Source organism: Paraciimarium castrense LEGE 11436, assembly GCF_056633055.1.
The window spans coordinates 231,030-252,676 of record NZ_JBSJOW010000005.1; the positions used below are offsets into that span (position 1 = coordinate 231,030).

General features: G+C 70.2%; 23 protein-coding genes and 1 tRNA gene. 9 read left to right on the forward strand and 15 right to left on the reverse strand.

The genetic code is table 11. The features are described 5' to 3' along the window. Together ACWJIO_RS09690 and ndhM are read right to left on the reverse strand one after the other, a co-directional pair. Entirely contained in the window at positions 1-738 is a 738-nt protein-coding gene (locus ACWJIO_RS09690) for a DUF3172 domain-containing protein (RefSeq protein WP_480313135.1), read from the reverse strand. Beyond that, a complete protein-coding gene (gene ndhM, locus ACWJIO_RS09695; protein WP_480313138.1) occupies positions 735-1,097 on the reverse strand; it encodes an NAD(P)H-quinone oxidoreductase subunit M in 363 nt (120 codons plus the stop codon). Before ndhM ends, ACWJIO_RS09690 begins: the two co-directional genes overlap by 4 nt. A gap of 124 nt (positions 1,098-1,221) precedes the next feature. On the opposite strand from ndhM, the gene pds reads away from it, so the two are divergent. Both pds and ACWJIO_RS09705 read left to right on the forward strand, forming a co-directional pair. Next, positions 1,222-2,643 (forward strand): 15-cis-phytoene desaturase, encoded by a 1,422-nt coding sequence (gene pds, locus ACWJIO_RS09700; protein ID WP_480313140.1) that lies wholly within the window; start codon positions 1,222-1,224, stop codon positions 2,641-2,643. 228 nt (positions 2,644-2,871) lie between these two features. Next, positions 2,872-3,819 (forward strand): phytoene synthase, encoded by a 948-nt coding sequence (locus ACWJIO_RS09705; RefSeq protein ID WP_480313141.1) that lies wholly within the window; start codon positions 2,872-2,874, stop codon positions 3,817-3,819. On the opposite strand, the gene ACWJIO_RS09710 is transcribed toward ACWJIO_RS09705, so the two are convergent. From ACWJIO_RS09710 to ACWJIO_RS09720, 3 genes are all read right to left on the reverse strand, one after another. After that, positions 3,816-4,715 (reverse strand): alpha/beta fold hydrolase, encoded by a 900-nt coding sequence (locus ACWJIO_RS09710; RefSeq protein ID WP_480313142.1) that lies wholly within the window; start codon positions 4,713-4,715, stop codon positions 3,816-3,818. The two genes, ACWJIO_RS09705 and ACWJIO_RS09710, sit on opposite strands and share 4 nt — an antisense overlap. Positions 4,716-4,822: 107 nt before the next feature. Then, positions 4,823-5,251, reverse strand: a complete 429-nt coding sequence (locus ACWJIO_RS09715; protein WP_480313143.1) for an RNA recognition motif domain-containing protein — start codon at positions 5,249-5,251, stop codon at positions 4,823-4,825. A gap of 72 nt (positions 5,252-5,323) precedes the next feature. After that, entirely contained in the window at positions 5,324-6,592 is a 1,269-nt protein-coding gene (locus ACWJIO_RS09720; protein ID WP_480313144.1) for a CCA tRNA nucleotidyltransferase, read from the reverse strand. Between ACWJIO_RS09720 and ACWJIO_RS09725 the strand changes: the two genes are divergently transcribed. From ACWJIO_RS09725 to ACWJIO_RS09735, 3 genes are read left to right on the forward strand one after another with little or no spacing between them, the layout of a single operon-like run. Continuing rightward, a complete protein-coding gene (locus ACWJIO_RS09725) occupies positions 6,585-6,836 on the forward strand; it encodes a Ycf34 family protein (protein WP_480313145.1) in 252 nt (83 codons plus the stop codon). The genes ACWJIO_RS09720 and ACWJIO_RS09725 overlap by 8 nt on opposite strands. Then, positions 6,833-7,447 (forward strand): tRNA (adenosine(37)-N6)-threonylcarbamoyltransferase complex dimerization subunit type 1 TsaB, encoded by a 615-nt coding sequence (gene tsaB / locus ACWJIO_RS09730; RefSeq protein WP_480313147.1) that lies wholly within the window; start codon positions 6,833-6,835, stop codon positions 7,445-7,447. Before ACWJIO_RS09725 ends, tsaB begins: the two co-directional genes overlap by 4 nt. Then, entirely contained in the window at positions 7,447-8,061 is a 615-nt protein-coding gene (locus tag ACWJIO_RS09735; RefSeq protein ID WP_480313148.1) for a YdcF family protein, read from the forward strand. The genes tsaB and ACWJIO_RS09735 overlap by 1 nt, the downstream gene beginning before the upstream one ends. On the opposite strand, the gene ACWJIO_RS09740 is transcribed toward ACWJIO_RS09735, so the two are convergent. The 5 genes from ACWJIO_RS09740 to rpaB all read right to left on the reverse strand — a co-directional run bounded on the left by ACWJIO_RS09740 (position 8,018) and on the right by rpaB (position 12,880). Beyond that, complete coding sequence (locus ACWJIO_RS09740) at positions 8,018-8,737, reverse strand: lysophospholipid acyltransferase family protein (protein ID WP_480313185.1); 720 nt, start codon at positions 8,735-8,737, stop codon at positions 8,018-8,020. The genes ACWJIO_RS09735 and ACWJIO_RS09740 overlap by 44 nt on opposite strands. Positions 8,738-8,790: 53 nt before the next feature. Then, positions 8,791-9,681 carry an ACP S-malonyltransferase gene (gene fabD, locus ACWJIO_RS09745; protein ID WP_480313149.1) on the reverse strand — a complete coding sequence of 297 codons (891 nt, stop codon included), beginning with the start codon at positions 9,679-9,681 and terminating at the stop codon, positions 8,791-8,793. 54 nt (positions 9,682-9,735) lie between these two features. After that, positions 9,736-10,746, reverse strand: coding sequence for a beta-ketoacyl-ACP synthase III (locus ACWJIO_RS09750; RefSeq protein ID WP_480313187.1), 1,011 nt, complete (start codon positions 10,744-10,746; stop codon positions 9,736-9,738). 84 nt (positions 10,747-10,830) lie between these two features. Next, positions 10,831-12,141 carry a phosphate acyltransferase PlsX gene (gene plsX / locus ACWJIO_RS09755; protein ID WP_480313151.1) on the reverse strand — a complete coding sequence of 437 codons (1,311 nt, stop codon included), beginning with the start codon at positions 12,139-12,141 and terminating at the stop codon, positions 10,831-10,833. Continuing rightward, positions 12,122-12,880, reverse strand: a complete 759-nt coding sequence (rpaB, locus tag ACWJIO_RS09760; protein WP_480313153.1) for a response regulator transcription factor RpaB — start codon at positions 12,878-12,880, stop codon at positions 12,122-12,124. The genes plsX and rpaB overlap by 20 nt, the downstream gene beginning before the upstream one ends. A gap of 103 nt (positions 12,881-12,983) precedes the next feature. Between rpaB and radA the strand changes: the two genes are divergently transcribed. Further along, the gene (radA, locus tag ACWJIO_RS09765; RefSeq protein WP_480313155.1) at positions 12,984-14,405 is read left to right on the forward strand and encodes a DNA repair protein RadA; all 1,422 of its coding nucleotides are present in this window, start codon (positions 12,984-12,986) and stop codon (positions 14,403-14,405) included. Between the two features lie 28 nt (positions 14,406-14,433). Here the strand turns inward: radA and ACWJIO_RS09770 are convergent, their stop codons facing one another. Next, positions 14,434-14,955, reverse strand: a complete 522-nt coding sequence (locus ACWJIO_RS09770) for a photosystem I assembly protein Ycf3 (protein ID WP_480313157.1) — start codon at positions 14,953-14,955, stop codon at positions 14,434-14,436. A 93-nt stretch (positions 14,956-15,048) separates the two neighbouring features. Here ACWJIO_RS09770 and ACWJIO_RS09775 point away from each other — a divergent pair, with 93 nt between their 5' ends. Genes ACWJIO_RS09775 through ACWJIO_RS09785 form a run of 3 tightly spaced genes read left to right on the forward strand, consistent with a single transcriptional unit; the run spans position 15,049 to position 19,105 of the window. Then, a complete protein-coding gene (locus ACWJIO_RS09775; RefSeq protein WP_480313158.1) occupies positions 15,049-17,490 on the forward strand; it encodes a heavy metal translocating P-type ATPase in 2,442 nt (813 codons plus the stop codon). Then, complete coding sequence (tmk, locus tag ACWJIO_RS09780) at positions 17,487-18,146, forward strand: dTMP kinase (protein ID WP_480313159.1); 660 nt, start codon at positions 17,487-17,489, stop codon at positions 18,144-18,146. Before ACWJIO_RS09775 ends, tmk begins: the two co-directional genes overlap by 4 nt. Then, positions 18,143-19,105, forward strand: a complete 963-nt coding sequence (locus ACWJIO_RS09785) for a DNA polymerase III subunit delta' (protein WP_480313161.1) — start codon at positions 18,143-18,145, stop codon at positions 19,103-19,105. The genes tmk and ACWJIO_RS09785 overlap by 4 nt, the downstream gene beginning before the upstream one ends. A 12-nt stretch (positions 19,106-19,117) precedes the next feature. Here ACWJIO_RS09785 and ACWJIO_RS09790 read toward each other — a convergent pair whose 3' ends face one another. From ACWJIO_RS09790 to ACWJIO_RS09805, 4 genes are all read right to left on the reverse strand, one after another. Further along, positions 19,118-19,885 (reverse strand): response regulator transcription factor, encoded by a 768-nt coding sequence (locus ACWJIO_RS09790; RefSeq protein ID WP_480313162.1) that lies wholly within the window; start codon positions 19,883-19,885, stop codon positions 19,118-19,120. A 445-nt stretch (positions 19,886-20,330) separates the two neighbouring features. After that, a tRNA-Asn gene (locus tag ACWJIO_RS09795) sits at positions 20,331-20,402 on the reverse strand. 44 nt (positions 20,403-20,446) lie between these two features. Further along, entirely contained in the window at positions 20,447-21,145 is a 699-nt protein-coding gene (locus ACWJIO_RS09800; protein ID WP_480313163.1) for an ABC transporter ATP-binding protein, read from the reverse strand. 10 nt (positions 21,146-21,155) lie between these two features. Beyond that, positions 21,156-21,419 (reverse strand): UPF0367 protein family, encoded by a 264-nt coding sequence (locus ACWJIO_RS09805; RefSeq protein ID WP_480313164.1) that lies wholly within the window; start codon positions 21,417-21,419, stop codon positions 21,156-21,158. Positions 21,420-21,647 lie beyond the last annotated feature (228 nt).

Here is a 21,647-nt window from a genome sequence, read left to right on the forward strand (position 1 = left end):
TCAGAACTGGTCGGCTTCCGGGGTGATGCCCACCGTATCGTCGGCCACGCCCTTGGTGAGGAACTTGTTCTCGCTGATGTCGGTCTGGTAGACGCAGCGCACGATTGGCTGGTCCTTCACCGAGCCGATGTAAGCAAACGTGTTCATGCGCTGCTTGCACTGGCGCATCTGCTCGGCGGTCACGGCGCCCTCCCGCTCCAGCACGCTCCAGTTCTCCCGCCGGATCACACAGCCGGGCCTGAGCGCGGGCTGGGTGACGAAGCTGGTGCTGGGGTTCATCGTGGTGTACAGCTCGATGTCCATCACGAAGGCACTGGCTCCCCACTGCCGGCAGAACTCCGGATCGGGCACGGCCATGTCGAGCTGCTGGGAGCTGGCGATGTTCCCCTGGTTGCCCTGGGTGGTGCTGGAGATGCCGGTGCCGATGCCGATGCCCACCACCAGCACGCCGGCCAGCACGGCCACGGTGGCCACGTTGAGCTGAATCGGCACCCCGCCCCCAGGGCCACCGCCTCCCGGTCTGCCGCCACCGCCTGGCCCGGCGCCGCCGCCACCTCCGCCGCGTCTGCGGGTCGCCTCGGCCTCGTAGCGCTCGGACTCGCGTTCGGCTCGGTCGCGGCGGAAGCGATCAGGGCCACCTCGGCCGTCATAGCGGTCGTCGGGCCGCATGGGTCGGCTGTCGCCGCGGCGGTAGGCGCCGGGGCGCTCGTCGTCGTAGCTGCGGGGGGCGCGACTCACGGGGAATCAGGGGTGCGGGGCAGGCCCATCGAGTAGTTGAGAACCCGGCAGTCAGGGTTGTAGCGCAGCTCGCCGGCCTGGAGCAGCTGGCGGATCAGCCCCTCCAGTTCGGAGCCGATATGGCGCAGGTTGTACTCGCTGAGCTCGGCGCCGGCGTGGGCCGCCACCAGGTCGCGGAAGCACTGCTGCACCTTCTCCAGCGCGGCGGGATCCCACAGGAACTCGTTATCGGGGTCCACGTCCAGGGTGAGCTGGTGGGGATCAGGCACCAGGTCCTGGCCATCGATGCGGGCCGTGAACAGGCGCACGTGCCGGGTGGTGGATTTCAGCAGCGTGGCTGCGGAACTGGAATCAGCCATGGGGTGACGCGGGGCGCGGCCAACGCCTTGACTTTAGGAACACCTCGGCCCACCCAGCCGTGCGTCCGGCGCCGCGCTGGTCGGGCAGCCACCTTTAAGGTTGACCTCCTTTGTTCCCTGGGCTATGCGGGTCGCGATCGCCGGTGCCGGACTGGCGGGTCTGGCCACTGCCAAGTACCTCTGCGATGCCGGCCACACGCCTGTGGTGGTGGAGGCCCGCGACGTGCTCGGTGGCAAGGTGGCTGCCTGGCAGGACGAGGACGGCGACTGGTACGAGACCGGGCTGCACATCTTTTTCGGTGCTTACCGCAACATGCGCCAGCTGTTCAAAGAGCTGGACATTGAAGATCGGCTGCAGTGGAAGAGTCACTCCATGATCTTCAATCAGAAGGAAACGCCAGGCACCTACAGCCGTTTTGATTTTCCGGAGATTCCAGCGCCCTTCAACGGTGTGGCTGCGATCCTGGGTAACAACGACATGCTCAGCTGGCCGGAGAAGATTGCCTTCGGGCTGGGTCTGGTGCCGGCGATGCTGCGGGGGCAAGGTTATGTGGAAGAGTGTGATAAGTATTCCTGGACCGAGTGGTTGCAGATCCACAACATTCCTGAGCGGGTGAATGATGAGGTGTTCATCGCCATGGCCAAGGCGCTCAATTTCATCGATCCCGATGAGATCTCCAGCACCGTGGTGCTCACTGCCCTGAATCGCTTCCTGCAGGAGGGCGACGGCTCCAAGATGGCCTTCCTGGATGGCAACCCGCCCCAGCGCCTCTGTCAGCCGATCGTCGACTACGTCACCGCCCGCGGTGGGGAGGTGCATCTCGACTCGCCCCTCAGGGAGATTGCCCTGAACCCTGACGGCACGGTTCAGGGCTTTCGCATCGCCGGCATCAAAGGCAAGGAGGCCTACACCCTGGAGGCGGATGCCTACGTGAGTGCTCTGCCGGTGGATCCCTTCAAGCTGCTGCTGCCGGAGCCCTGGACGGCCATGCCCTACTTCCAGAAGCTCGATGGCCTCAAGGGTGTGCCGGTGATCAACATCCACCTCTGGTTTGACCGCAAGCTCACCACAATCGATCACCTGCTGTTCAGCCGCAGCCCCCTGCTCAGTGTCTATGCCGACATGAGCAACACCTGCCGCGAATACGAAGACCCGAACCGCTCGATGCTGGAGCTGGTGTTCGCCCCCGCCAAGGACTGGATCGGCCGGCCGGACGAGGAGATTGTGGCGGCCACCATGGAGGAGCTCAAGCGCCTGTTCCCCATGCACTTCACCGGCGAGAACCAGGCCCAGCTGCGCAAGTCGATTGTGGTCAAGACACCGCTTTCGGTTTACAAGACGGTGCCGGGTTGTCAGAAACTGCGCCCGGATCAGGCCTCGCCGATCGCCAATTTCTTTCTGGCTGGCGACTACACCATGCAGCGCTATCTGGCCTCCATGGAGGGGGCCGTGCTCAGCGGCAAGCAGTGCGCCCAGGCGGTGGCAGCGGCAGCCGAGCGGCTCCAGCCCAGCGACGCCCCACGCCAACTCACCCCCGCAGCCTGAACGGTCGGCTTGGCGTGGGTCAGGATGGTGCCCTGACGACTCTGGTGCGGTGCTCCGCTCCAGGCCCGGCCCCGGCGCAACCCCGGGCCCACCCTTTCTCCCCAGCCGCTCTGCCATCACCTCCGCATCCCCCCAGGCCCAGTCCCTCCGGCACGCTGCAGCCTTGGGCCCTGCCGTGGCTTCGACGCCTATGACGCTGGATTGCCGTCCTCTGCCGGCGATGCGGGGATGACCCTCCAGCTCTGCCACCATGGCCAGCGACCCAGCCGACCTGTGGTGCTTCCCAGCCTCGCTCAGGCCTTTGAAGACTGCCGGCGGGAGACGGCCGAGTGGGCCAAGACGTTTTATCTGGGCACCCTGCTGATGCCGCTGGCCAAGCGCCGGGCAATCTGGGCCATCTACGTGTGGTGTCGCCGCACGGACGAGTTGATGGACAGCGCCGAGGCCCAGGCGCGCCCTGAGCAGGAGTTGGCCGAACGGCTCGATGCCTGGGAACTGCGCACCAGAGAGCTGTTCAACGGAGTGGTCCATGACGGCCTGGATGTGGCCATGCGGGACACCCTTGAGCGCTATCCCCAGCCGCTGCAGGCCTACCTGGACATGATCGAGGGCCAGCGCATGGACCTGCGCCGTCAGCGCTACACCAGCTTTGAGGAGCTGGAGCTCTACTGCTACCGGGTGGCGGGCACGGTGGGCCTGATGACCCAGGAGGTGATGGGCCGGGATGCGGCCTACACCTCGGCCCCCTGGAGCGCGGCTCCGGACACCTCGGATGCGGCCGTGGCCCTGGGCATCGCCAACCAGCTCACCAACATCCTGCGCGACGTGGGAGAAGACCGCAGTCGCGGGCGGATCTACCTGCCCCAGGATGAGCTGGCGCGGTTTGGCTACGGCGAGGAGCAGCTTCTGGCGGGCGTGCTCAACGACAACTGGCGGGCACTGATGCGTTTCCAGGTGGCCCGGGCCCGCCAGTGGTTTGCGCGCTCTGAGGCCGGCGTGCGCTGGCTGGCTCCCGATGCCCGCTGGCCAGTGTGGGCCTCGTTGCGGCTCTACCGTGGCATCCTCGATGTGATCGAGCAGCAGAACTACGACGTGTTCAATAAGCGGGCCTTCGTGCCCCGCACCGGCAAGCTGCTCGACCTGCCGCTTTCCTTCGTAGTGGCCCAGGTGCGCTAGCCAGCGGTTGGGCCCAGTCCCTGGTCTGCTTCGGCCAGGGCCTCCAGCAGCAGAGGGTTCACCTGCTCCGGGGCCTCATCGTGGGGGCAATGGCCCAGCCCCGGCAGTTCATGCAGCCGGCGCACACAGGCGAAGCGCTGCCAGCGGCGGGCTTCGGTCACGGGTTCCCAGGGATCCGCCTGGCCGCAGATCAGGGTCACGGGCGTGGTCAGCTGGCCAAGCAGGTCAGGGGCCAGACAGTCGTCGAAGAGATTCACGAAGCCGCGGAAGGCCTCGCTGGCGCCGGGCTGCTGGGCGGGGGTGAGCAGCAACTCCACCAGTTGCCCATCCACGTTGCGGCCGCTGGGATAGGCCTGCAGCAGCACCCGGCGGATCGCCTCCGGCCGGGCGAAGGAGCGGAACAGCAACTGGGTCAGCCAGCGTTGGCGCACCACGGCCTTGAGCGCCGGGCGCAGGCGGCGCAGTGCTGCGGGCTGGTCGATCAGGCGCTTGTCATCGAGGGCGCGCTGGGCGCAATCCACCAGCACCACGCCCAGGGCGGGGCGGCCACTGCGCTCCAGCTGGGCAGCGGCGGCCAGGGCCACCACGCCGCCGATGGAGTTCCCCAGCAGCTGCACTGCCTGCAGCTGCTGGGAGGCGATGAACGCCACCACCTGATCGGCCCAGAGCTGCATGCCGTAGCGCAGGGAGCCCGGCAGCTCGGGTTCGTCGCCCAGGCGGGAGGGCGGCTTGTCGCTGGCCCCGAAACCGATCAGATCAATGGCATACACCGGCCGTTGCTGCCGCAGGGCCTCCACGGTGTGGCGCCAGTGCTCCTTGCAGGCACCGAAGCCGTGGATCAGCAGCACGGGCGGCGCCGGCGTGCTGCTGAGGGATGGTGCAGCCAGGTATGCCATCCTCAATCCGCCCCAGGACGTGGCCGCCAGCCAGGCCGAGGGGTAGGGAGAGGTGACCATCGGGCTGGGGCGGGGAACGGATGGGTGCCGACCGCCTCCAGCCGCGTTCAGACCGCGGCCTTCTGGTTGTCGAGCAGCTGCTTGAGCTTGGCCAGCTCGCCGGCCCAGCGGGGGTCGGGGGCCTCGCTGTCCACCTGGTCGGCGTGGACCACTTTGTTCACGGCCTTGCGCTGGGGGGCGGTGCCGGCACCTGCGCGGCGGTCTGAGCTGGGGGCGGTGCCGCGGGCGTCGCGGCGCTCGGAGGCCTCGATACGCAGGGTGTTGCCACCGAAATCCTTGCCATTGAGCTGTTCGATCACGGCATCGGCCAGCTTCTGGTCGTCCACGTTGGCGAAGCCGAAACCACGGCAGGCGCCCGTGTCGCGATCGTTGACGGCCTTGAAGCGCACCCCTTCCCCGATTGCCGTGAACAGAGCTTCGAGCTCCTGGGCATCAAAAGATTGCGGCAGATTGCCGACGTAGAGACGAATGCTCATGGCAGGGGAAGGGATAGGGAAACGTTTCGCAGGCGAGGAAAACCTCAGGCACACGCCTATGACATCTGGAAGTTAACCATGCCGACGGTCCAGCCAGGCCCGGGCAACTCCAAGAGCCACAGTACCGGCCTCCGGACCCTGCGGCGGGATTCGCCCGAAGGCGCGCTCCAGGGTGAGATGCCTGATCAGCGCTCCCAGTTCGGGCCCCGGGGCCAGGTCGAGGGCCTGCTGCAGCTGCACGCCGTTGAGGGGAGCGCTGGGGTGAAAGAGGGGGTCTGCCGCCAGGTGCCAGCGCTCCATTTGCTGCTGCGCCTGGGGGGCTGGCAGGCAGAGCAGCAGGGCCGGCAGGTCCGCCTCCAGGTCCAGGTGCATCTGCAGCTGCTCGGCCTCCGTGAGCGCGGCTCCCGTCGCGGCCTGCGCCAGCCGCCCTCGCCACTGGCGCAGGCTTCCGCAGCGCTGCTGCAGCTGGCGGCTGGCCCGCAGCAGGCCCAGGGCCTCAGGCGGCAGCAGCGCCGCCAGCCGGGCCAGCGGCAGGGCCCAGGCGGTGGCGCTGTCCAGCCCACAGGCCTCGGCGTGCTGGGTGCTGAGAGCCAGCAGGGCGGGCTCGGCCCCGGGGTCGGCTCCCCACGGGGCCAGCAGCTGCAGGGCCGCACATCCGGCCAGGCCCCGCTCGCCGCCTGGGGCCGCGGCCAGCTTCTCCAGTTCGGCGAGCACCCGCTCACCGGCCACCTCGGCGAGCCTCGTCCCGTGGCGCTGGATCCAGCTGCGGCTGCGCGCCTCCAGCACGAGCCCCAGCTCCACCTCCAGGCGCAGGCCGCGCAGCAGCCGCAACGGATCAGCCAGCAGGTTGGCCTCACTCACGGCGGCCAGGCGGCCGGCCCTGAGGTCGCCCAGGCCGCCGGTGGGATCCAGCAGGGGGCCGCCGGGGGCCAGGGGCAGGGCGATGGCGTTGGCGGTGTAGTCGCGCCGGTGGAGGTCCTGCTCGAGGCTGCTGCCCTCCTGCCGGGCCAGGTCAAGGGTCCAGCCCCGCAGCACCAGTCGGGCGATGTCCCTCTCGGCGTCGAGCACCACACAGGTGCCGCCGCCGCGGCGGGCCAGCTGCCGGCCCAGGGGGATGGCCCCGCCCGGCACCACCAGGTCGAGGTCGGGGCAGGCCGCCAAGCGGCCGAGCAGGGCATCGCGGACGGCTCCCCCCACCAGGGCACAGCCGGCGGGGAAGCGGTCCAGGGGCACCGGCCAGTGCCGGGGCGCCAGCCGCTCCCACAGCCGCACCGCCAGCTCGTCAGCCGGCAGATTGGCCGCCACAATGGGCGCCTGGCGCGGCCTGGCCGGGATGTGCATCTGCGTGAACTGCCGCTGGGTCGACCGCTGTCAGGCCTACCACGCGGTGGAGCGGCAGCACGGCGTGCCCCATCTCAGTGCCGAGCCCGACTTCCGCCCCTCCCAGCCCCGCATCCACGTGCAGGTGCTCGACCTGGCGGCCGGGGGTGTGGGGGTGGAGTGGGACGTGCGCGGCTGCGACTCCTTCGCGGCCGACCCCGGCCGCTGGCAGCGCCTGCGCCCCGGGGAGGTCTGCCCCCCATGAGCTGGCTCCTGGCCCTGCACAGTTCCAGCCCTGTGCTTGGCGTGGGCCTGCGCCGTCTCGATGGCGGCAGCTCTGAGCAGGTGAGGCTGTTCCCCCTCGGCCGCAACCTCTCCAGCGGTCTGCTCGAGAGCGTCGAGTCGCTGCTTCCCGCCTCGTGCTGGCCTCAACTGGCGCGTCTGGCCGTGGCCACGGGTCCCGGCGGCTTCACTGGCACCCGGCTCACGGTGGTGCTGGCCCGCACGCTCGCTCAGCAGCTGGGGATTCCCCTCGATGGCCATGGCAGCTTCCTGTTGGCGGCGCGGCGCCGGCAGCTTGCCGGGCCCGCCTGGTTGAGCCAGGAGCTGCCGCGCCGGGGGGTCGTGGCTGGGGTCTATGGTCCCTGCCCCGACGCCCTGGGAGGCATGGCGCAGTGGCGTGAGCCCCGGCTCTATGGGGACACCGAGGCCCTGCTCGCAGCGGAGCCCGACCTGCCGGTGTTGCCGGCGGAGGTGGATGTGGAGCGGGATGTGCAGCAGCTGCTGGCCCTGAGCGCCCAGGCCCACGCCGCCGCTGTGGCGGCGCCCTGGGAGCCGGTGCTGCCGCTCTATCCCACCGCCCCGGTGACGCTCTGATGGCCCCTGCCTCCCGCCGGCAGCCGCGGCCCAGGCCCCCCAGGCGCCGCCGGGGGGGCAAGCGCTTGCTGTTTCTGGCCCTGGCGGCCGGCCTGGCGGTGCTCTCCCGGGGCTGGTGGTGGCCGACGCCGCCACCGGCCCAGATGATCCTGGTGCTCGGCGGCGATGTGGAGCGGGAGCGCCATGCGGCGGAGATCGCTGCCGAGCAGGGACTCCCCGTGGTGGTGAGCGGCGGCAGCAATCCCGAATTCGCCCACTGGCTCTTCGAGCAGCGCCAGGGCCTGCAGCCCGGTCAGGTGAAGCTTGACTACCGCGCCAACGACACCCTCACCAACTTCACCTCGCTGGTGGACGACCTGCGCCGGGCCCGCATCCGCCACGCCCTGCTGGTGACCAGCCAGGACCACATGGACCGCGCCCTGCTCGTGGGCCGCATCGTGGCCGGCAGCAGGGGCATCCACCTCACGCCTGAACCGGTGGACTGTGCCGACCTCTGCAGCCCCGAGAGCCGCCAGAAGATCTGGGGCGATGGCCTGCGGGCCGCCCTCTGGGTGATCAGCGGCCGCGACCTCAGGAGCTGGGCGGCAGAGCGGCTGAGTCTGAAGCCCCGCTGAGGCGGTTCCTGCCGATCAGCCCCTGGTCGAGCAGGGCATTGATCTGCTCCTGGCAGGCGCGGGTGGCGACATCCAGATCGGGCCGGCGGCGGGAGCTGGGCGCGGGAATCGGCGTGCCGATGCGGATGTGGATCGGCACCAGTCGGATGCCGGAGCCACCGGGCCCCAGGGCCCGGTGGCTGTTGAGGATCGCCACCGGCAGCAGGGCTGCGCCGCTGCGGGCGGCCAGCAGGGCGGCCCCCGCCAGGGGATTGTTGACCCGGCCGTCGCTCTGGCGGGTGCCATCGAGAAACACGCCGGTGGCCCAGCCCTCCTCGAGGCGATCTGTGGCGGTGCGGATCGCCTCCCGATCGCCGGCGCCGCGGGCCACGGGATAGGCCCCGCAGGCCCGGATGATCGGCCCCAGCAGCGGCACCCGGAACAGCTCGGCCTTGGCCATGAAGGCCACCGGCCGGCCGAGCGCATGGCCCAGCAGGGGCGGATCGAGATGAGAGCCGTGGTTGGCCACCACCACCAGCGCCCCCTCGTGGGGCACATGGCCGTTGCCGGCGGTGCGTCCCCGGAACAGCAGGCGGTAGATCGGAAACACCAGCAGATAGCTGATCAGCCGATACACCAGGCTGGGTCTGGGGGTGCGGATCAGGGCCGGTGGCTCGCTGCGCTTGCGCCGCCGCAGCACCCGCTTCACGGCGTTGACCGGCCGGCTGCCCGGGCGCAGTCCGGAGCGGCTCACAGGCCCAGGTCGGCAGGGCCGGCGATCTGGGCCGTGCTGATGCCGGGGCAGCTGCGCTTCAACAGTCCGCTGAGCACCGCCCCAGGGCCGATCTCCACGGCCGTGGTGATGCCGGCCGCTTCACACTGGGCCATGGTCTCGCGCCAGCGCACGCCCGTGGTCATCTGCTGCCCCAGCCTGGCTTTGAGCGCTTCAGCGCGGGTTTCAGGGGTGGGGTCCGTGTTGCTGAGCACGGGCACGCTGGCATCGGCGAAGGGCACGTTCTCGAGCTGGCGGGCAAAGGCCTCGGCGGCCTCCGCCATGAACGGGGAGTGGAAGGCTCCGCTCACCGCCAGGGGCATGGCGCGCCGGCAGTGCAGCGCCTCACTCACCTGCGCCACGGCCTCGGGCGTTCCCGAGAGCACCACCTGGGCGCTGCTGTTGTCGTTGGCGATCACCACCGCCGGGTTGGCGGCCACCAGCTTCTCCAGCAGCGCGCGCTCGAATCCCATCACCGCCGTCATCGCCCCACCGCCGCCTGAGGCCATCAGGCTGCTGCGGCTGCGCATCAGCTCCAGGCCGGTGGTCACATCGAACACTCCGGCGGCGTAGAGCGCCACCAGTTCGCCGAGGCTGTGTCCAGCCACCAGATCGGCCTGCCGCCCCTGGGCCCGCAGGCCATCCACCAGCAGGCTCTCCACCACGAACAGGGCCGGCTGGGTGTTGCGGGTGTCGTTGAGGTCGCTGAGCTCGCCCTCGGCCTCACCGGCGCAGATCGCCAGCAGGTCTCGGCCCAGCAGCGCCGAGGCCTGGTCGAAACGCTGTCGCGCCCCGGGCAGCTCCAGCAGGCCTGCGGCCATGCCCAGTTTCTGCGAACCCTGGCCGGGAAACACCCAGGCAATTCCCATCCCGCTGCCCCTGATCACAACGCCAGAGGCTACGGCCAGGCCCCACCCACACCCTCAGAGCTCGGGGCTGGTGCCGGCCTGGGGACCAGACCAGCGCAGCAGGGCGGCCCCCCAGCTCAGGCCCGCTCCGAAGCCACTGCTGCCCAGCAGCTGGCCCGGTTGCACCCGGCCATCGCGCACGGCCTCATCCAGCATCAGCGGGATGGTGGCGGCCGAGGTGTTGCCATAGGCGGCGAGATTGCTCAGCACCCGCTCCCGGGGCACGGCGAAGCGCTCCGCCACGGCATCGAGGATGCGCTGGTTGGCCTGGTGCAGCAGCAGCCAGTCCAGCTCTGCCGGCCCCGTGCCCGTGCTCTCCAGCAGCTCGGCGAGGATCGCGGGCACTTCCCGCACGGCGAACTTGTAGACCTCCTGGCCGTTCATCTGGATGGCGGCGAATCCGCCGCGCTGGCTGGTGAGCCCATCCAGCAGCGGCTGTTGCTCGTCGGTCTGGGCCAGGGTGAGGCAGGCGTTGCGGGAGCCGTCGGAGCGCATCCGGAAGCCCAGCAGTCCCGTGGCTTCAGGCGCACAGGCCTCCACCGCCACGGCGCCGGCGCCGTCGCCGAACAGCACGCAGGTGCCCCGATCGTCCCAGTCCACCCAGCGACTCAGCTGGTCGGCGCCGATCACCAGGGCCCGGCGCACGGACCCGGCGGCGATGTACTGCCCCGCGGTGATCAGGGCGAACAGAAAGCCGCTGCAGGCCGCCGTCAGATCGAAGGCCACGGCGTTCACCGCGCCCAGTTGACCCTGCACCAGGGGGGCCGTGCCGAACAGGTCGTCGGGGCTGGAGGTGGCCAGCAGGATCAGATCGAGATCCTCAGCCCGCCAGCCGGCATGGGCCAGGGCGGCCGCGGCGGCCTGGGTCGCCAGCACCGTCAGCGGCTCATCCGGCCCCGACACCCGGCGCGCCCCGATGCCGGTGCGGGAGCGGATCCAGGCATCGCTGGTATCGACCCGGAGGCTCAGATCCTCGTTGCTGACGCTGGCGCTGGGCACGGCACTGCCACAGCCCACCAGGGCCATGCCCGTTGTGGCCCTGCCCTGGGTTTCTGCCTGGGAGAGCGAAACGCCGAGGGCCAAGGGCGGGCTACCCACAAGTGGGCTCAGTCAACCACAGGCCACAGCGCCGCTTTCCTGGCTGAGCGCGTGCAGATTCTCCATCACGCCGTGGTTGGCGGCCGAGTGGGCCAGCCGCAGGGCACTCAGCACCGAGAGGGCCTTGCTGCTGCCATGGCCGATCACGCACACGCCGTCCACGCCGAGCAGCAGAGCGCCGCCGTGCTCGGCGTGGTCGAGGCGCTTCTTGATGCGGCGCAGGTTGTTGATCAGGAAGGCCGAGCCCACCTTGCCGCGGCGCCCCCTGGGCAGTTCCACCTTGATCACATCCAGCAGCACGCTGCCCACACTCTCCAGGAACTTCAGCAGCACGTTGCCGGTGAAGCCGTCGCAGACCACCACGTCGAAGGCGCCGGAGAGAATGTCCCGCCCTTCGCAGTTGCCGGCGAAGCGGAAGCGGGGTTCGGTGCTCAGCAGCCCGTGGGTGCGCAGACAGAGCTCATTGCCCTTGCAGGACTCCTCGCCGATGTTCACCAGGCCGATGCGCGGCTGGGCCACCTGCAGCACGTCCCGGCTGTAGATGTTGCCGAGCAGGGCGAACTGCAGTAACCACTCGGGCTTGCAGTCCATGTTGGCGCCCACATCCAGCACCAGCACCTGCTGCTCGGGGTCCTTGGTGGGGAACAGGGCGCCGATGGCGGGACGGTCGATGCCCTTGAGCCGGCCCAGCCGGAAGATCGCGGCGGCCATCACGGCGCCGGAGTTGCCGGCCGAGTACACCGCCGTGGCCTGGCCCTGCTTCACCAGGTCCATGGCCATGTTGATGCTGGCATCGCGCTTGCGGCGCACCACGGTGGCCTCCTCGTGCATGCCCACCGAGGGGCCGCTGGGCACCAGCTGGACCAGCCCGGCGCTGATGGCGTCCTGGAGCCTCCCCTGCAGCCCGAGCTCGGCCGCAGCAGCCTGCAGCGGGGTGGTTTCCGCCACAAAGCGAATGCGCAGCGGCAGGCGCTCCACGGCCTGCAGGCAGCCCTCCAGGATCGGTCCGGGCGCGTGGTCGCCGCCCATGCCGTCCACGGCCACCCAGAGGCGGTCGGCGTCGTTGATGGGCACGTCCTCATCGGGCCCGCCCAGGCCCCGCTGCAGGCGCCGCAGGGGGTCCACCACTAGGGGCTGCAGCACCGTGTTGGCGGCGCTGCTGGCCACACCCGCCACGCTTCCCGCCCCTGACACCGCCGTGCTGGCGGCGGTGCTGGCGGTGCCGACCAGGGAGGTCACCGCGGCATTGCGGCGATACCAGATCACCAGACGGCGGATCGCCCGCCGCGGTTTGGTGCGCTTCTCAGGCTCCTTCGGGGGCAACGGGATCGACGATGCGTTGGAACAGGTAGCCGGTGCCCCGCGCCGTGAGGATCAGCTCGGGGTTGGCCGGATCATCCTCCAGTTTGGAGCGCAGGCGGGAGATGTGGACATCCACCACCCTGGTGTCCACGTGACGCTCGGGGGTGTAACCCCATACCTCCTTGAGAATCTCGCCGCGGCTGAAGGGCTCGCCGCTGCGGCTCACCAGCAGTTCCAGCAGGCTGAACTCCATGCCGGTGAGTCGGATCCGCTCATCGCCGCGGTACACCTGGCGCTTGTTGGTGTCGATGCGCAGGTCGCCCACGCCGATCACCCCCGAGTTGGGGATGCCCGCCACCTGTTCCTTCTCGACCCGGCGCAGCACGCAGCGGATGCGGGCCTCCAGCTCCTTGGGGCTGAACGGCTTCACCACGTAATCGTCGGCGCCGAGCTCCAGGCCGGTGATCCGGTCGGCCACGTCGCCGAGGGCGGTGAGCATCACGATCGGCACGTCGGATTCCTTGCGCAGCTCCTGGCACACCCCGTAGCCATCCAGCCGAGGCATCATCACGTCGAGCACCACCAGGTCGGGGGGCTGCTCGCGGAAGCGCTCCAGGGCCTCAAGCCCGTCGGCGGCGGTCACCACCTCGTAGCCGATCATCGACAGCCGGGTCTCGAGGATCCGGCGGATACTGGCCTCGTCATCGACGACCAGGATCGTCTCTTTCTCTCGAACTGGACTGGTGGGTGACGCCGTCATCTCCTCCGTTCGGCCTGTACATCAGATCGCCCTACTGAAAAGGCCAGAGGGGCTCTTATTTCATGCAAAGCCACCTTTCTTCATAGTCCCCGCCCGCCAGCCCGTGGCCAAGCCCCTCTCCATCTACGTCTGCAGCAGCTGTGGGGCCCAGTCGCGCCAGTTCTTCGGGCGCTGCAACGCCTGTGGCAGCTGGAACACCCTGGTGGAGCAGGCCGGCTCCAGCGACAACCGCCGCCTGAGGGCCACCCCCGCTGCCCCCGGGGCCGCCTCCGCGGTACGCCCGCGGCGGTCTCAGTCGATCCAGGCCGCCGGCGATCAGCCGCTGCAGCGGCTGGCCAGCGGCTATGGCGAGCTGGACCGGGTGCTGGGCGGCGGCCTGGTGCCGGGCTCCCTGGTGCTGCTGGGCGGGGATCCCGGCATCGGCAAGAGCACGCTGCTGCTGCAGAGCGCCCGCGCGATGGCCGAGCAGGCCTCAGTGCTCTACGTGAGCGCCGAGGAGTCGGCCCAGCAGGTGAAGCTGCGCTGGCGCCGCCTGGCGATGGCCGAGCAGGCCGCTGAGGCCGATGTGCAGCTGCTCGCCGAGACCGATCTCGAACTGGTCCTGCAGGAGCTGGAGGCCCTGCGTCCTGCCGTGGCGATCATCGACAGCATCCAGGCCCTGCACGACGCCCAGCTCGCCAGTGCTCCGGGTTCGGTGGCCCAGGTGCGCGAGTGCGCCGCCGCTCTGGCCCGCATCGCCAAGCGCCAGGACACGGCCGTGCTGCTGGTGGGCCACGTGACCAAGGAGGGCATGCTGGCCGGCCCCAAGGTGCTCGAGCACCTGGTGGATGCGGTGCTCACCTTCGAGGGCGACCGCTTCGCCAGCCATCGGCTGCTGCGGGCCGTGAAGAACCGCTTCGGGGCCACCCACGAGCTCGGCGTGTTCGAGATGCGCGATCAGGGGCTGGCGGAGGTGAGCAATCCCAGTGAGCTGTTCCTGGGGGGGGCGGAGCCCAGCAGCGGCAGCGCCACGATCGTGGCCTGTGAGGGCACCAGGCCCCTGCTGGTGGAGCTGCAGGCGCTGGTGAGCGGCACCAGCTACGCCAGTCCCCGCCGCAGCGCCACGGGCATCGCGGTGAACCGCTTGCACCAGATCCTGGCGGTGCTGGAGAAGCATCTGGGCCTGCCGCTGTCGCGCTTCGACTGCTACCTGGCCGTGGCCGGAGGGCTGGAGGTGGAGGAGCCCGCCGCGGATCTGGGCGTGGCGGCGGCGGTGGTGGCCAGTTACCGCGATCTGGTGCTGCCGCCGGGCACGGTGCTGGTGGGCGAGCTGGGGCTGGGGGGGCAGCTGCGGCCCGTGGGCCAGCTGGAGCTGCGGTTGCAGGAGGCGGAGCGGCTGGGGTTTGCCCGGGCCGTGGTGCCCCGGGCCAGCGGCCTGGCCGGATCGGGCCGGGTGGCGGGGCTGCAGGTGCTGGAGGCGGGCAGCGTGGCGGAGGCCCTGGTGGCGGCCCTGGGGGTCAGCCTGGAGGAGGACGAGCCCGGTTGAAAGCAGGGGCAGGCCCTCGCGGCGAACCTCAGAAGTAGACGTCCACGCTGCCGCGGCCACTGGTTTTCAACCAGTTCTGGGCCTCGATGTAGTTGTTGGGGGCCATGCGGATCGCCTTGGCCCAGCACTCGGCGGCCAGGTCGTAGCAGCGGTCTGACTCATCCGCATCGCCCTTCTCCTCGGCGATCGAGCCCAGGTGGTGGTGGATCACCGCCATGTTGTTGAGCACCTGGGGCATCTTGCTGTTGAGGTCCAGCGCCTGGCCGTAGAAGTCGAGCGCCTTCTGGTGCTCACCGTTGGAGGCGAACACGAGGGCCATGTTGTAAAGGATGAAGGCCTTGTCGTTGGGGTCGTCCTCCAGGCTGAGGGCCTCCTCGTAGTTCTCGAGGGCCTCGGCGTACTCCCCATCGGCCTGGGCGCTCATGCCGTCGCGGTAGTACGCGAAGGCCTCCTTGGCGCGGCGGTTCGTGGGCAGCACCTTGAGGATCAGGTCGGCCATCACCGTGAAGCTCTTGTCGATGAAGTTGTCGTTGCGTTGGGAGCGGGGCACCGGCGGGTCAGCGAGCTTCGAGTGGCTCCATCCTGGCCGATCTGGTGGCGGCGGATCGGCCAGGCCTGATCGTGCGGCCTAGCCTGATCCCAGTTGTCTGCACCGGGTCTGGCTGCGCCCCTGCCTCCACTGTCGCCCGAGCCCCTCTTGCTGGAGATCGAAGGCATGAAGTGCGGCGGCTGCGTGCGGGCGGTGGAACGGCGGCTGCTGGCCCAGCCCGAGGTGCGTCACGCCAGCGTCAGCCTGCTCACCCGCACCGCCTGGGTGGATCTCGAGCCCAGCCCGGCCAGCGCCCGCGGCTCCCAGGCCAGCGTGTCCGGGCTGCAGGAGGCCCTGGCGGCCCTGGGTTTCGAGGCCCGGCTACGGGAGGGTTCCGGCCAGGACCTCTCGCTGGCCGGCCGCAGGCAGCAGCAGGGCTGGTGGAGCCGCTGGCGGCAGCTGCTGGCGGCCCTGGGGCTGCTGCTGCTGTCAGCACTCGGCCATCTGGCTCCCCAGCCCGGCTCCTATTGGCCCCATGCCGTGGTGGCCAGCCTGGCTCTGGCCGGACCAGGCCGCGGCATCCTCATCGCCGGAGCCCGCTCCGCCCTGGCCGGGCTGCCCTCGATGGACACCCTCGTGGGCCTCGGCGTGATCAGTGCCTACCTGGCCAGCCTGGTGGGCCTGCTCTGGCCGTCCACTGGCCTGCCCTGCTTCTTCAACGAGCCCGTGATGCTGCTGGGCTTTGTGCTGCTCGGCCGCTTTCTGGAGGAGCGGGCCCGCTACCGCACCGGTGAGGCCCTCCAGCAACTGGCGGCGCTTCAGCCCGATACGGCCCTGCTGGTGATCGATGACGGTCCGGCGCGACAGGTCCGTGTCGGGGGCCTGCGCCCCGGCGACCGCATCCGCCTGCTGCCGGGGGATCGGCTGCCCGTCGATGCCACGGTGCTCGAGGGCGAGTCGTCCCTGGATGTGTCCGGGCTCACAGGCGAGCCCCTCCCCCAGATGGTGCAGCCAGGGGCCGAGCTGGGGGCTGGCTGCCTGAACCTGCAGGGGCCACTGCTGCTGGAGGTGCGCCGCCCGGGATCGGAGAGCGCCGTGGCCCGGATCGTTCAGCTGGTGGAGCGGGCCATGGCCCGCAAGGCCCCGATCCAGGGGCTGGCCGACCGGGTGGCGGGCCGGTTCACCCTGGTGGTGCTGGCCCTGGCCCTGGCCACCTTCCTGTTCTGGTGGCAGTGGGGCACCGGCCTGTGGCCCCAGGTGCTGCAGCCCGCCGGCGCCCAGGGCGCGGTCCATGCCGTGCATGGCTCCCACGGCCTGCTGGGCGCGGGGGCCAGCACCCCCCTGTCGCTCGCCCTGGAGCTCGCCATCGCCGTGCTGGTGGTGGCCTGTCCCTGTGCTCTGGGGCTGGCGACGCCCACGGCCATTGCCGTGGGCACGGGTGTGGCCGCCCGGCAGGGGCTGCTGTTCCGCGGCGGCGACGCGATCGAAACCGCCTCGCGGCTGCGCACGATCCTCTTCGACAAGACCGGCACCCTCACCCGCGGACGCCCCCTGGTGCGGGCGGTGGTGGCGCTGGCCGCGGCGCCCCCTGCTCCCGGTGTCCCGGCCGGGCCCGCTGCGCCTCTGGCCTCGGCAGAGCTGCTGCTCCAGTGGGCGGCCAGTCTCGAGGCCGGCACGCGCCACCCGCTGGCCTTTGCACTGCAGCAGCAGGCCGATGCCCGCCGGTTGCCCCTGCTGCCGCTGCAGAGCGCCCACACCAGGGCCGGCGCCGGCGTGGAGGGGGTGATCGCAGGCGTCAGCTTCCGGCTCGGGCGGCTCGACTGGGTGCTGCCAGGGGCGAGTCAAGCCAGCCTTGCTGAGGCCAGCCAGCACCGCGATCAGCTCGAGCGGCAGGGAGCCAGCGTGCTGGCCCTGGCCAGTGGCCAGAGCCTGCTGGGATTGATCGCCGTTGACGATCCCTGCCGGCCGGAGGCCGCCTGGGTGCTGGCGCGCCTGCGGCAGCGCGGTCTGCGCCTGGGCCTGTTGAGTGGGGATCGGGCCGAACCGGTGCGACGCCTCGGCGCCAGCCTCGGCCTGGCCCCCCAGGAGCTGGCCTGGCAGCAGACCCCTGAACAGAAACTGGCCGCCGTCGAGGCCCTCCAGGCCCACGCTGGCCCGGTGGCGATGGTGGGCGATGGCATCAACGATGCCCCGGCCCTGGCCGCCGCCGACCTGGGCGTGGCCGTGGGCACAGGCACCAGCGTGGCCCAGGACACGGCAGCTCTGGTGGTGCTGGGGGAGCGTCTCGATGGGATCCCCCAGGCCCTGGAGCTGGCCGACCGCACCATGGCCAAGGTGCGCCAGAACCTCTTCTGGGCCTTCGGCTACAACCTGATCGTGCTGCCGATCGCCGCCGGCGTGCTGCTGCCGAGCCGGGGGCTGCTGCTGAGCCCTCCCCTGGCGGCCCTGCTGATGGCCCTGAGCTCGATCACGGTGGTGCTGAATGCCCTGGGGCTCAATGCCCTCCGCGTCCAGGCCGGCGCTTCCGCCGAACCCCTGGCGCCCTCCAGCCCATGAGCGGCCCCGGCCGCTTCGTGGTGCTGGAGGGCATCGATGGCTGCGGCAAGAGCACCCAGCTGCAGGCCCTGGCGGGCTGGCTGCGGGGAGAGGGGCGCGGTTGCCTGCCCGAGGGCCGCAGCCTGCAGGTCACCCGCGAACCCGGCGGCACGCCGCTGGGTCAGGCCCTGCGCCAGCTGCTGCTCCATCCCCCCGGTGAGGCGGCTCCGGTGAGCACGGCGGAGCTGCTGCTCTACGCGGCTGATCGGGCCCAGCACGTGGAGCAGACGATCAGGCCGGCCCTGGCCGCCGGCGACTGGGTGCTCAGCGATCGCTTCAGTGCCTCCACGGCCGCCTACCAGGGCCATGGCCGCGGCCTGGATCTGGCCCTGATCACCGCCCTGGAGCAGGTGGCCACCGGCGGACTGCGGCCCGATCTCACCCTCTGGCTCGATCTGCCCCTGGCGGAATCGCTGCGGCGCCGCGGGCCACGGCCTGCCGATCGGATCGAGGCGGAGGGTCCCCTGTTTCTGGAGCGGGTGGCCCGGGGCTTTGCCGAGCAGGCCCGTCAACCGGGCTGGTGGCGCATCGATGCCGCGGCCCCGTCCCAGCTGGTCACAGAGGCCTGCTGCCAGGCCCTGCGGCAGCTGGCGGCTCTGCCATGGCCAGTGCCATGACCCCCACCAAGACCAGCCTGTTTGCCGATGTGCACGGCCAGGAGCGGGCGGTGGCCCTGCTCGAGGCCGCCCTGGGCCGTGGCCATCTGGCGCCGGCCTACCTGTTCAGTGGGCCCGAAGGAGTGGGCAGGAGCCTGGTGGCGCGGCGTTTTCTGGAGGGCATGATCGCCGGGCCCGAAGGGTCCGCCAGCGTGCGCCGCCGCCTGGAGGCCGGTAATCACCCGGACCTGCTCTGGGTGGAGCCCACCTACCTCGACAAGGGTCAGCTGGTGCCGGCCTCCCAGGCCTTGGAGCGGGGCGTCAGTCGCCGCCAGCCGCCCCAGCTGCGCCTGGAGCAGATCAGGGACCTCTCCCGCTTCCTGGCCCGCGCGCCCGTGGAGGCCCCGGGCTGCATGGTGGTGCTCAGCTGTGCCGAGGCGATGGCCGAGGCCGCGGCCAACGCCCTGCTCAAGACCCTTGAGGAACCGGGCCGGGGACGGCTGGTGCTGCTCAGTGCCGCGCCGGAGCAGCTGCTCAGCACGATCCGCTCGCGCTGCCAGCAGATCCGCTTCGCCCGCCTGGATGCGGCGGGCCTGGCCAGGGTGCTGGTGGCTGAACCCGAGCCTTCAGAACCCGACTCGGCGGAACTGTTGGAGCTGGCGGCCGGATCGCCGGGGGCCCTGCTGGCCCACCGGCTGCAGTGGCAGGCCCTGCCGTCGGGGCTGACGGAACGCCTGGCGGCCCTGCCCCACCGCGCCGATCCGCTCGAAGCCCTGGGGCTGGCCAGGGATCTGAGCGAGGCCCTCGACACTGACCAGCAACTCTGGCTGCTGCAGTGGTGGCAGCTGCTGTTGTGGCGCCAGCGGCATCAGTCCTGGCCTGTGCAGCGCCTCGAACAGCTCAGACGTCAGCTGCTGGGCCATGTGCAGCCCCGCCTGGCCTGGGAAGTGGCGCTGCTCGAGCTGGCCGGCGCGGGATGAGGGCCTGGGCCCCTAACTGGCCTGGACGGCCGCGCGGGACTGCGCCACCAGCGGGGTGAGCTGGGCGAGCTCGGCGTCGTTGGGCAGCTCCAGGCAGTAGCCGGCTCCGTACACCGTCTTGATGAAGCGAGGTTTGCGGGGCTCGGGCTCCAGTTTGGTGCGCAGGTGGCGGACGTGCACGCGGATGGTCTCGATGTCGTCGTCGGGCTCGTAGCCCCACACCTCCTTGAGAATCAGGGAAGGTGACACCGTCTGGCCGTGCCGCTGCAGCAGGCAGTGCAGCAGCTCGAATTCCAGATGGGTCAGGCGCACGGCCTGGTCAAACCAGATGGCCTCGAACCGCTCAGGCACCAGGGTGATGGGTCCGTAGCTGAGGATCTCGTTGTGCTTGGTGGAGAGGGGGGCGTTCTCGCTGCGGCGCAGCAGCGCCTTGACTCGCACAGTGAGCTCCTCAAGGTCGAAGGGCTTGGTGAGGTAGTCGTCGGCGCCGGAGTTGAAACCGCTCACCTTGTCCTTGGTGTCAGCCAGGGCGGTGAGCATCAGGATCGGGATGCGGGCGGTGCGCTCGTCGCGGCGCAGCCGCTGGCACAGGGTGAGGCCATCCACCTTGGGCAGCATCAGGTCGAGCAGCACCAGGTCCGGGGCGTACTGCAGGGCAAGGGCCTGGCCCTTGATGCCGTCCTCGGCCTTCTGCACATCGAAGCCGCCGTGCTCGAGGTGTCCGGCTACCAGGTCGCGCATGTCAGCGTCGTCCTCGATCAGCAGGATGCAGGGCTTCATGGCTGATGAAGGGCGAAGCAGGGGGAACGGACGAGGTCATCGCTTTCAGCCCTGGGCCTGGCGGCTCAGAGCAGGGCGGCGGCTCCATTGTCCCCGCTGGACTCGCGGATGGGGCGATCAGCACCTGTTGGACAAGCCCTGCCCGCAGGGGCCGTCCAGGCAGTTTCCAGTGCAGGCGGGCGTTCTGGGACGCTACCGGCCCCAGCCAGAGCCGTTTTCTTCAGGATTTCTTAGGAAAACTTCGTTGTAACTCCAGGCTTTTTCTGGCATGCATTGACAATTTTGCTCCCCTAGTGGCCCCTGAGAGCAGCTCAGCTCTCGGCGTCGCTTGGCTCGTCCGGGGCTTGAGCCCCCAGCCACACCAAAGGAGCCACTGTTGCCATTCAGCACGGTCATCAGCACGGTCAAAGGACCCGGGCTGTGGGCACCAGACGACTCACTCAAGCTCCCCGGGCGGGATTCGAACCTGCGACCAATCGGTTAACAGCCGACCGCTCTACCACTGAGCTACCGAGGAAGGCGAACCACCAGGGTTCGGCCGGCATCACCGGCCAAGAGACCTTACCCCTCGGGCTTGCCGCCCTGCAAGGGGCTGCCCAGGCGCTGCGCCAGCTCGCTGCCTGGCTGCCAGGGTCCTGCGTGGCCGCGCTCCATCACGGCGGCGCCATCGCAGTGGCGCAGTTCCTCGAGCCGATGGGTGATCCACAGGGCCGTCAGGCCGCGCCCCGCGTCCGCGGTGAGTCGGCGGATCAGCCCCAGCACCTCCTGCTGGCTGTCTGGATCGAGCAGGGCGGTGGGCTCGTCGAGCAGCAGCAGGTTGGCGCCGCTGGCCAGGGCCGCCGCGATCGCCAGGCGCTGTTTCTGGCCGCCACTGAGGGTGTGAATCGGCCGGGCAGCAAGGCCGGGCAGCCCCACGGCCCCCAGTACCTCCTGCAGCCTGGCCTCCCGCTCGGGGCGCTGCAAGCCCGGATCGATCGACAGCAGCAGCTCACTGCCACAGCTCGGCAGCAGCAGCTGGTGGTCGGGGTTCTGGAACACCAGGGCGGGGCGCGCCAGGCTGGTGATCGCCCCGGAACGCGGTTCGAGCAGGCCGGCGATCAAACGCAGCAGCGTGCTCTTGCCACTGCCGTTGCTGCCCACCAGCATCCACAGGCCAGGCCGGGGAATCTGCAGGGCGCAGTGCCGCAGGGCGGCCTGGCCATTGGGCCAGGAGAAGCTGAGGCGCTCCACCGTGAGCGGCGGTGCCTGGGCTGAGGGCATGGCGCTCGGCTCAGCCCTCGAAGCTGAAGCCTGGACGCTTGCCGCTGCTGGCGCTGGCCGACTTCTCATAGACCTGAACCGCCACCACCTCGCTGGTCAGCAGGCTCACCTTCTTGTCGGTTTCCTTCTCGCAGGTGAGCTCCAGAATCCGCGGACCATGGCCTTCAAGGCTCTGGCGCACCGTGTCGTAGAGGCTCTGGGCATCGGCGAGGTCCTTGCGCTGCACCGCAACGGGCATGGGGCTGAGCTTGATGGAGAGCTCGACGACGTACATGGTTGGTGGGGGACTGGTGCCCACTCTGGCCTCTGGCGGCGGGGGCCGCGGCAGAAGCGAGCGCCTGATGGGCGGGGAGCTGAGTGGTTGTACCCAAATCGTGCCCCTACGAGGCGCAGTTCGGGTCCCCGCCCCTTACGATTCGGGTGTAACGCTTCATGAAGTGCGCTTCTCATGACGATCGCTGCAGGACGCTTGCCGCAGCGGGGATGGTTCGACGTCCTCGAT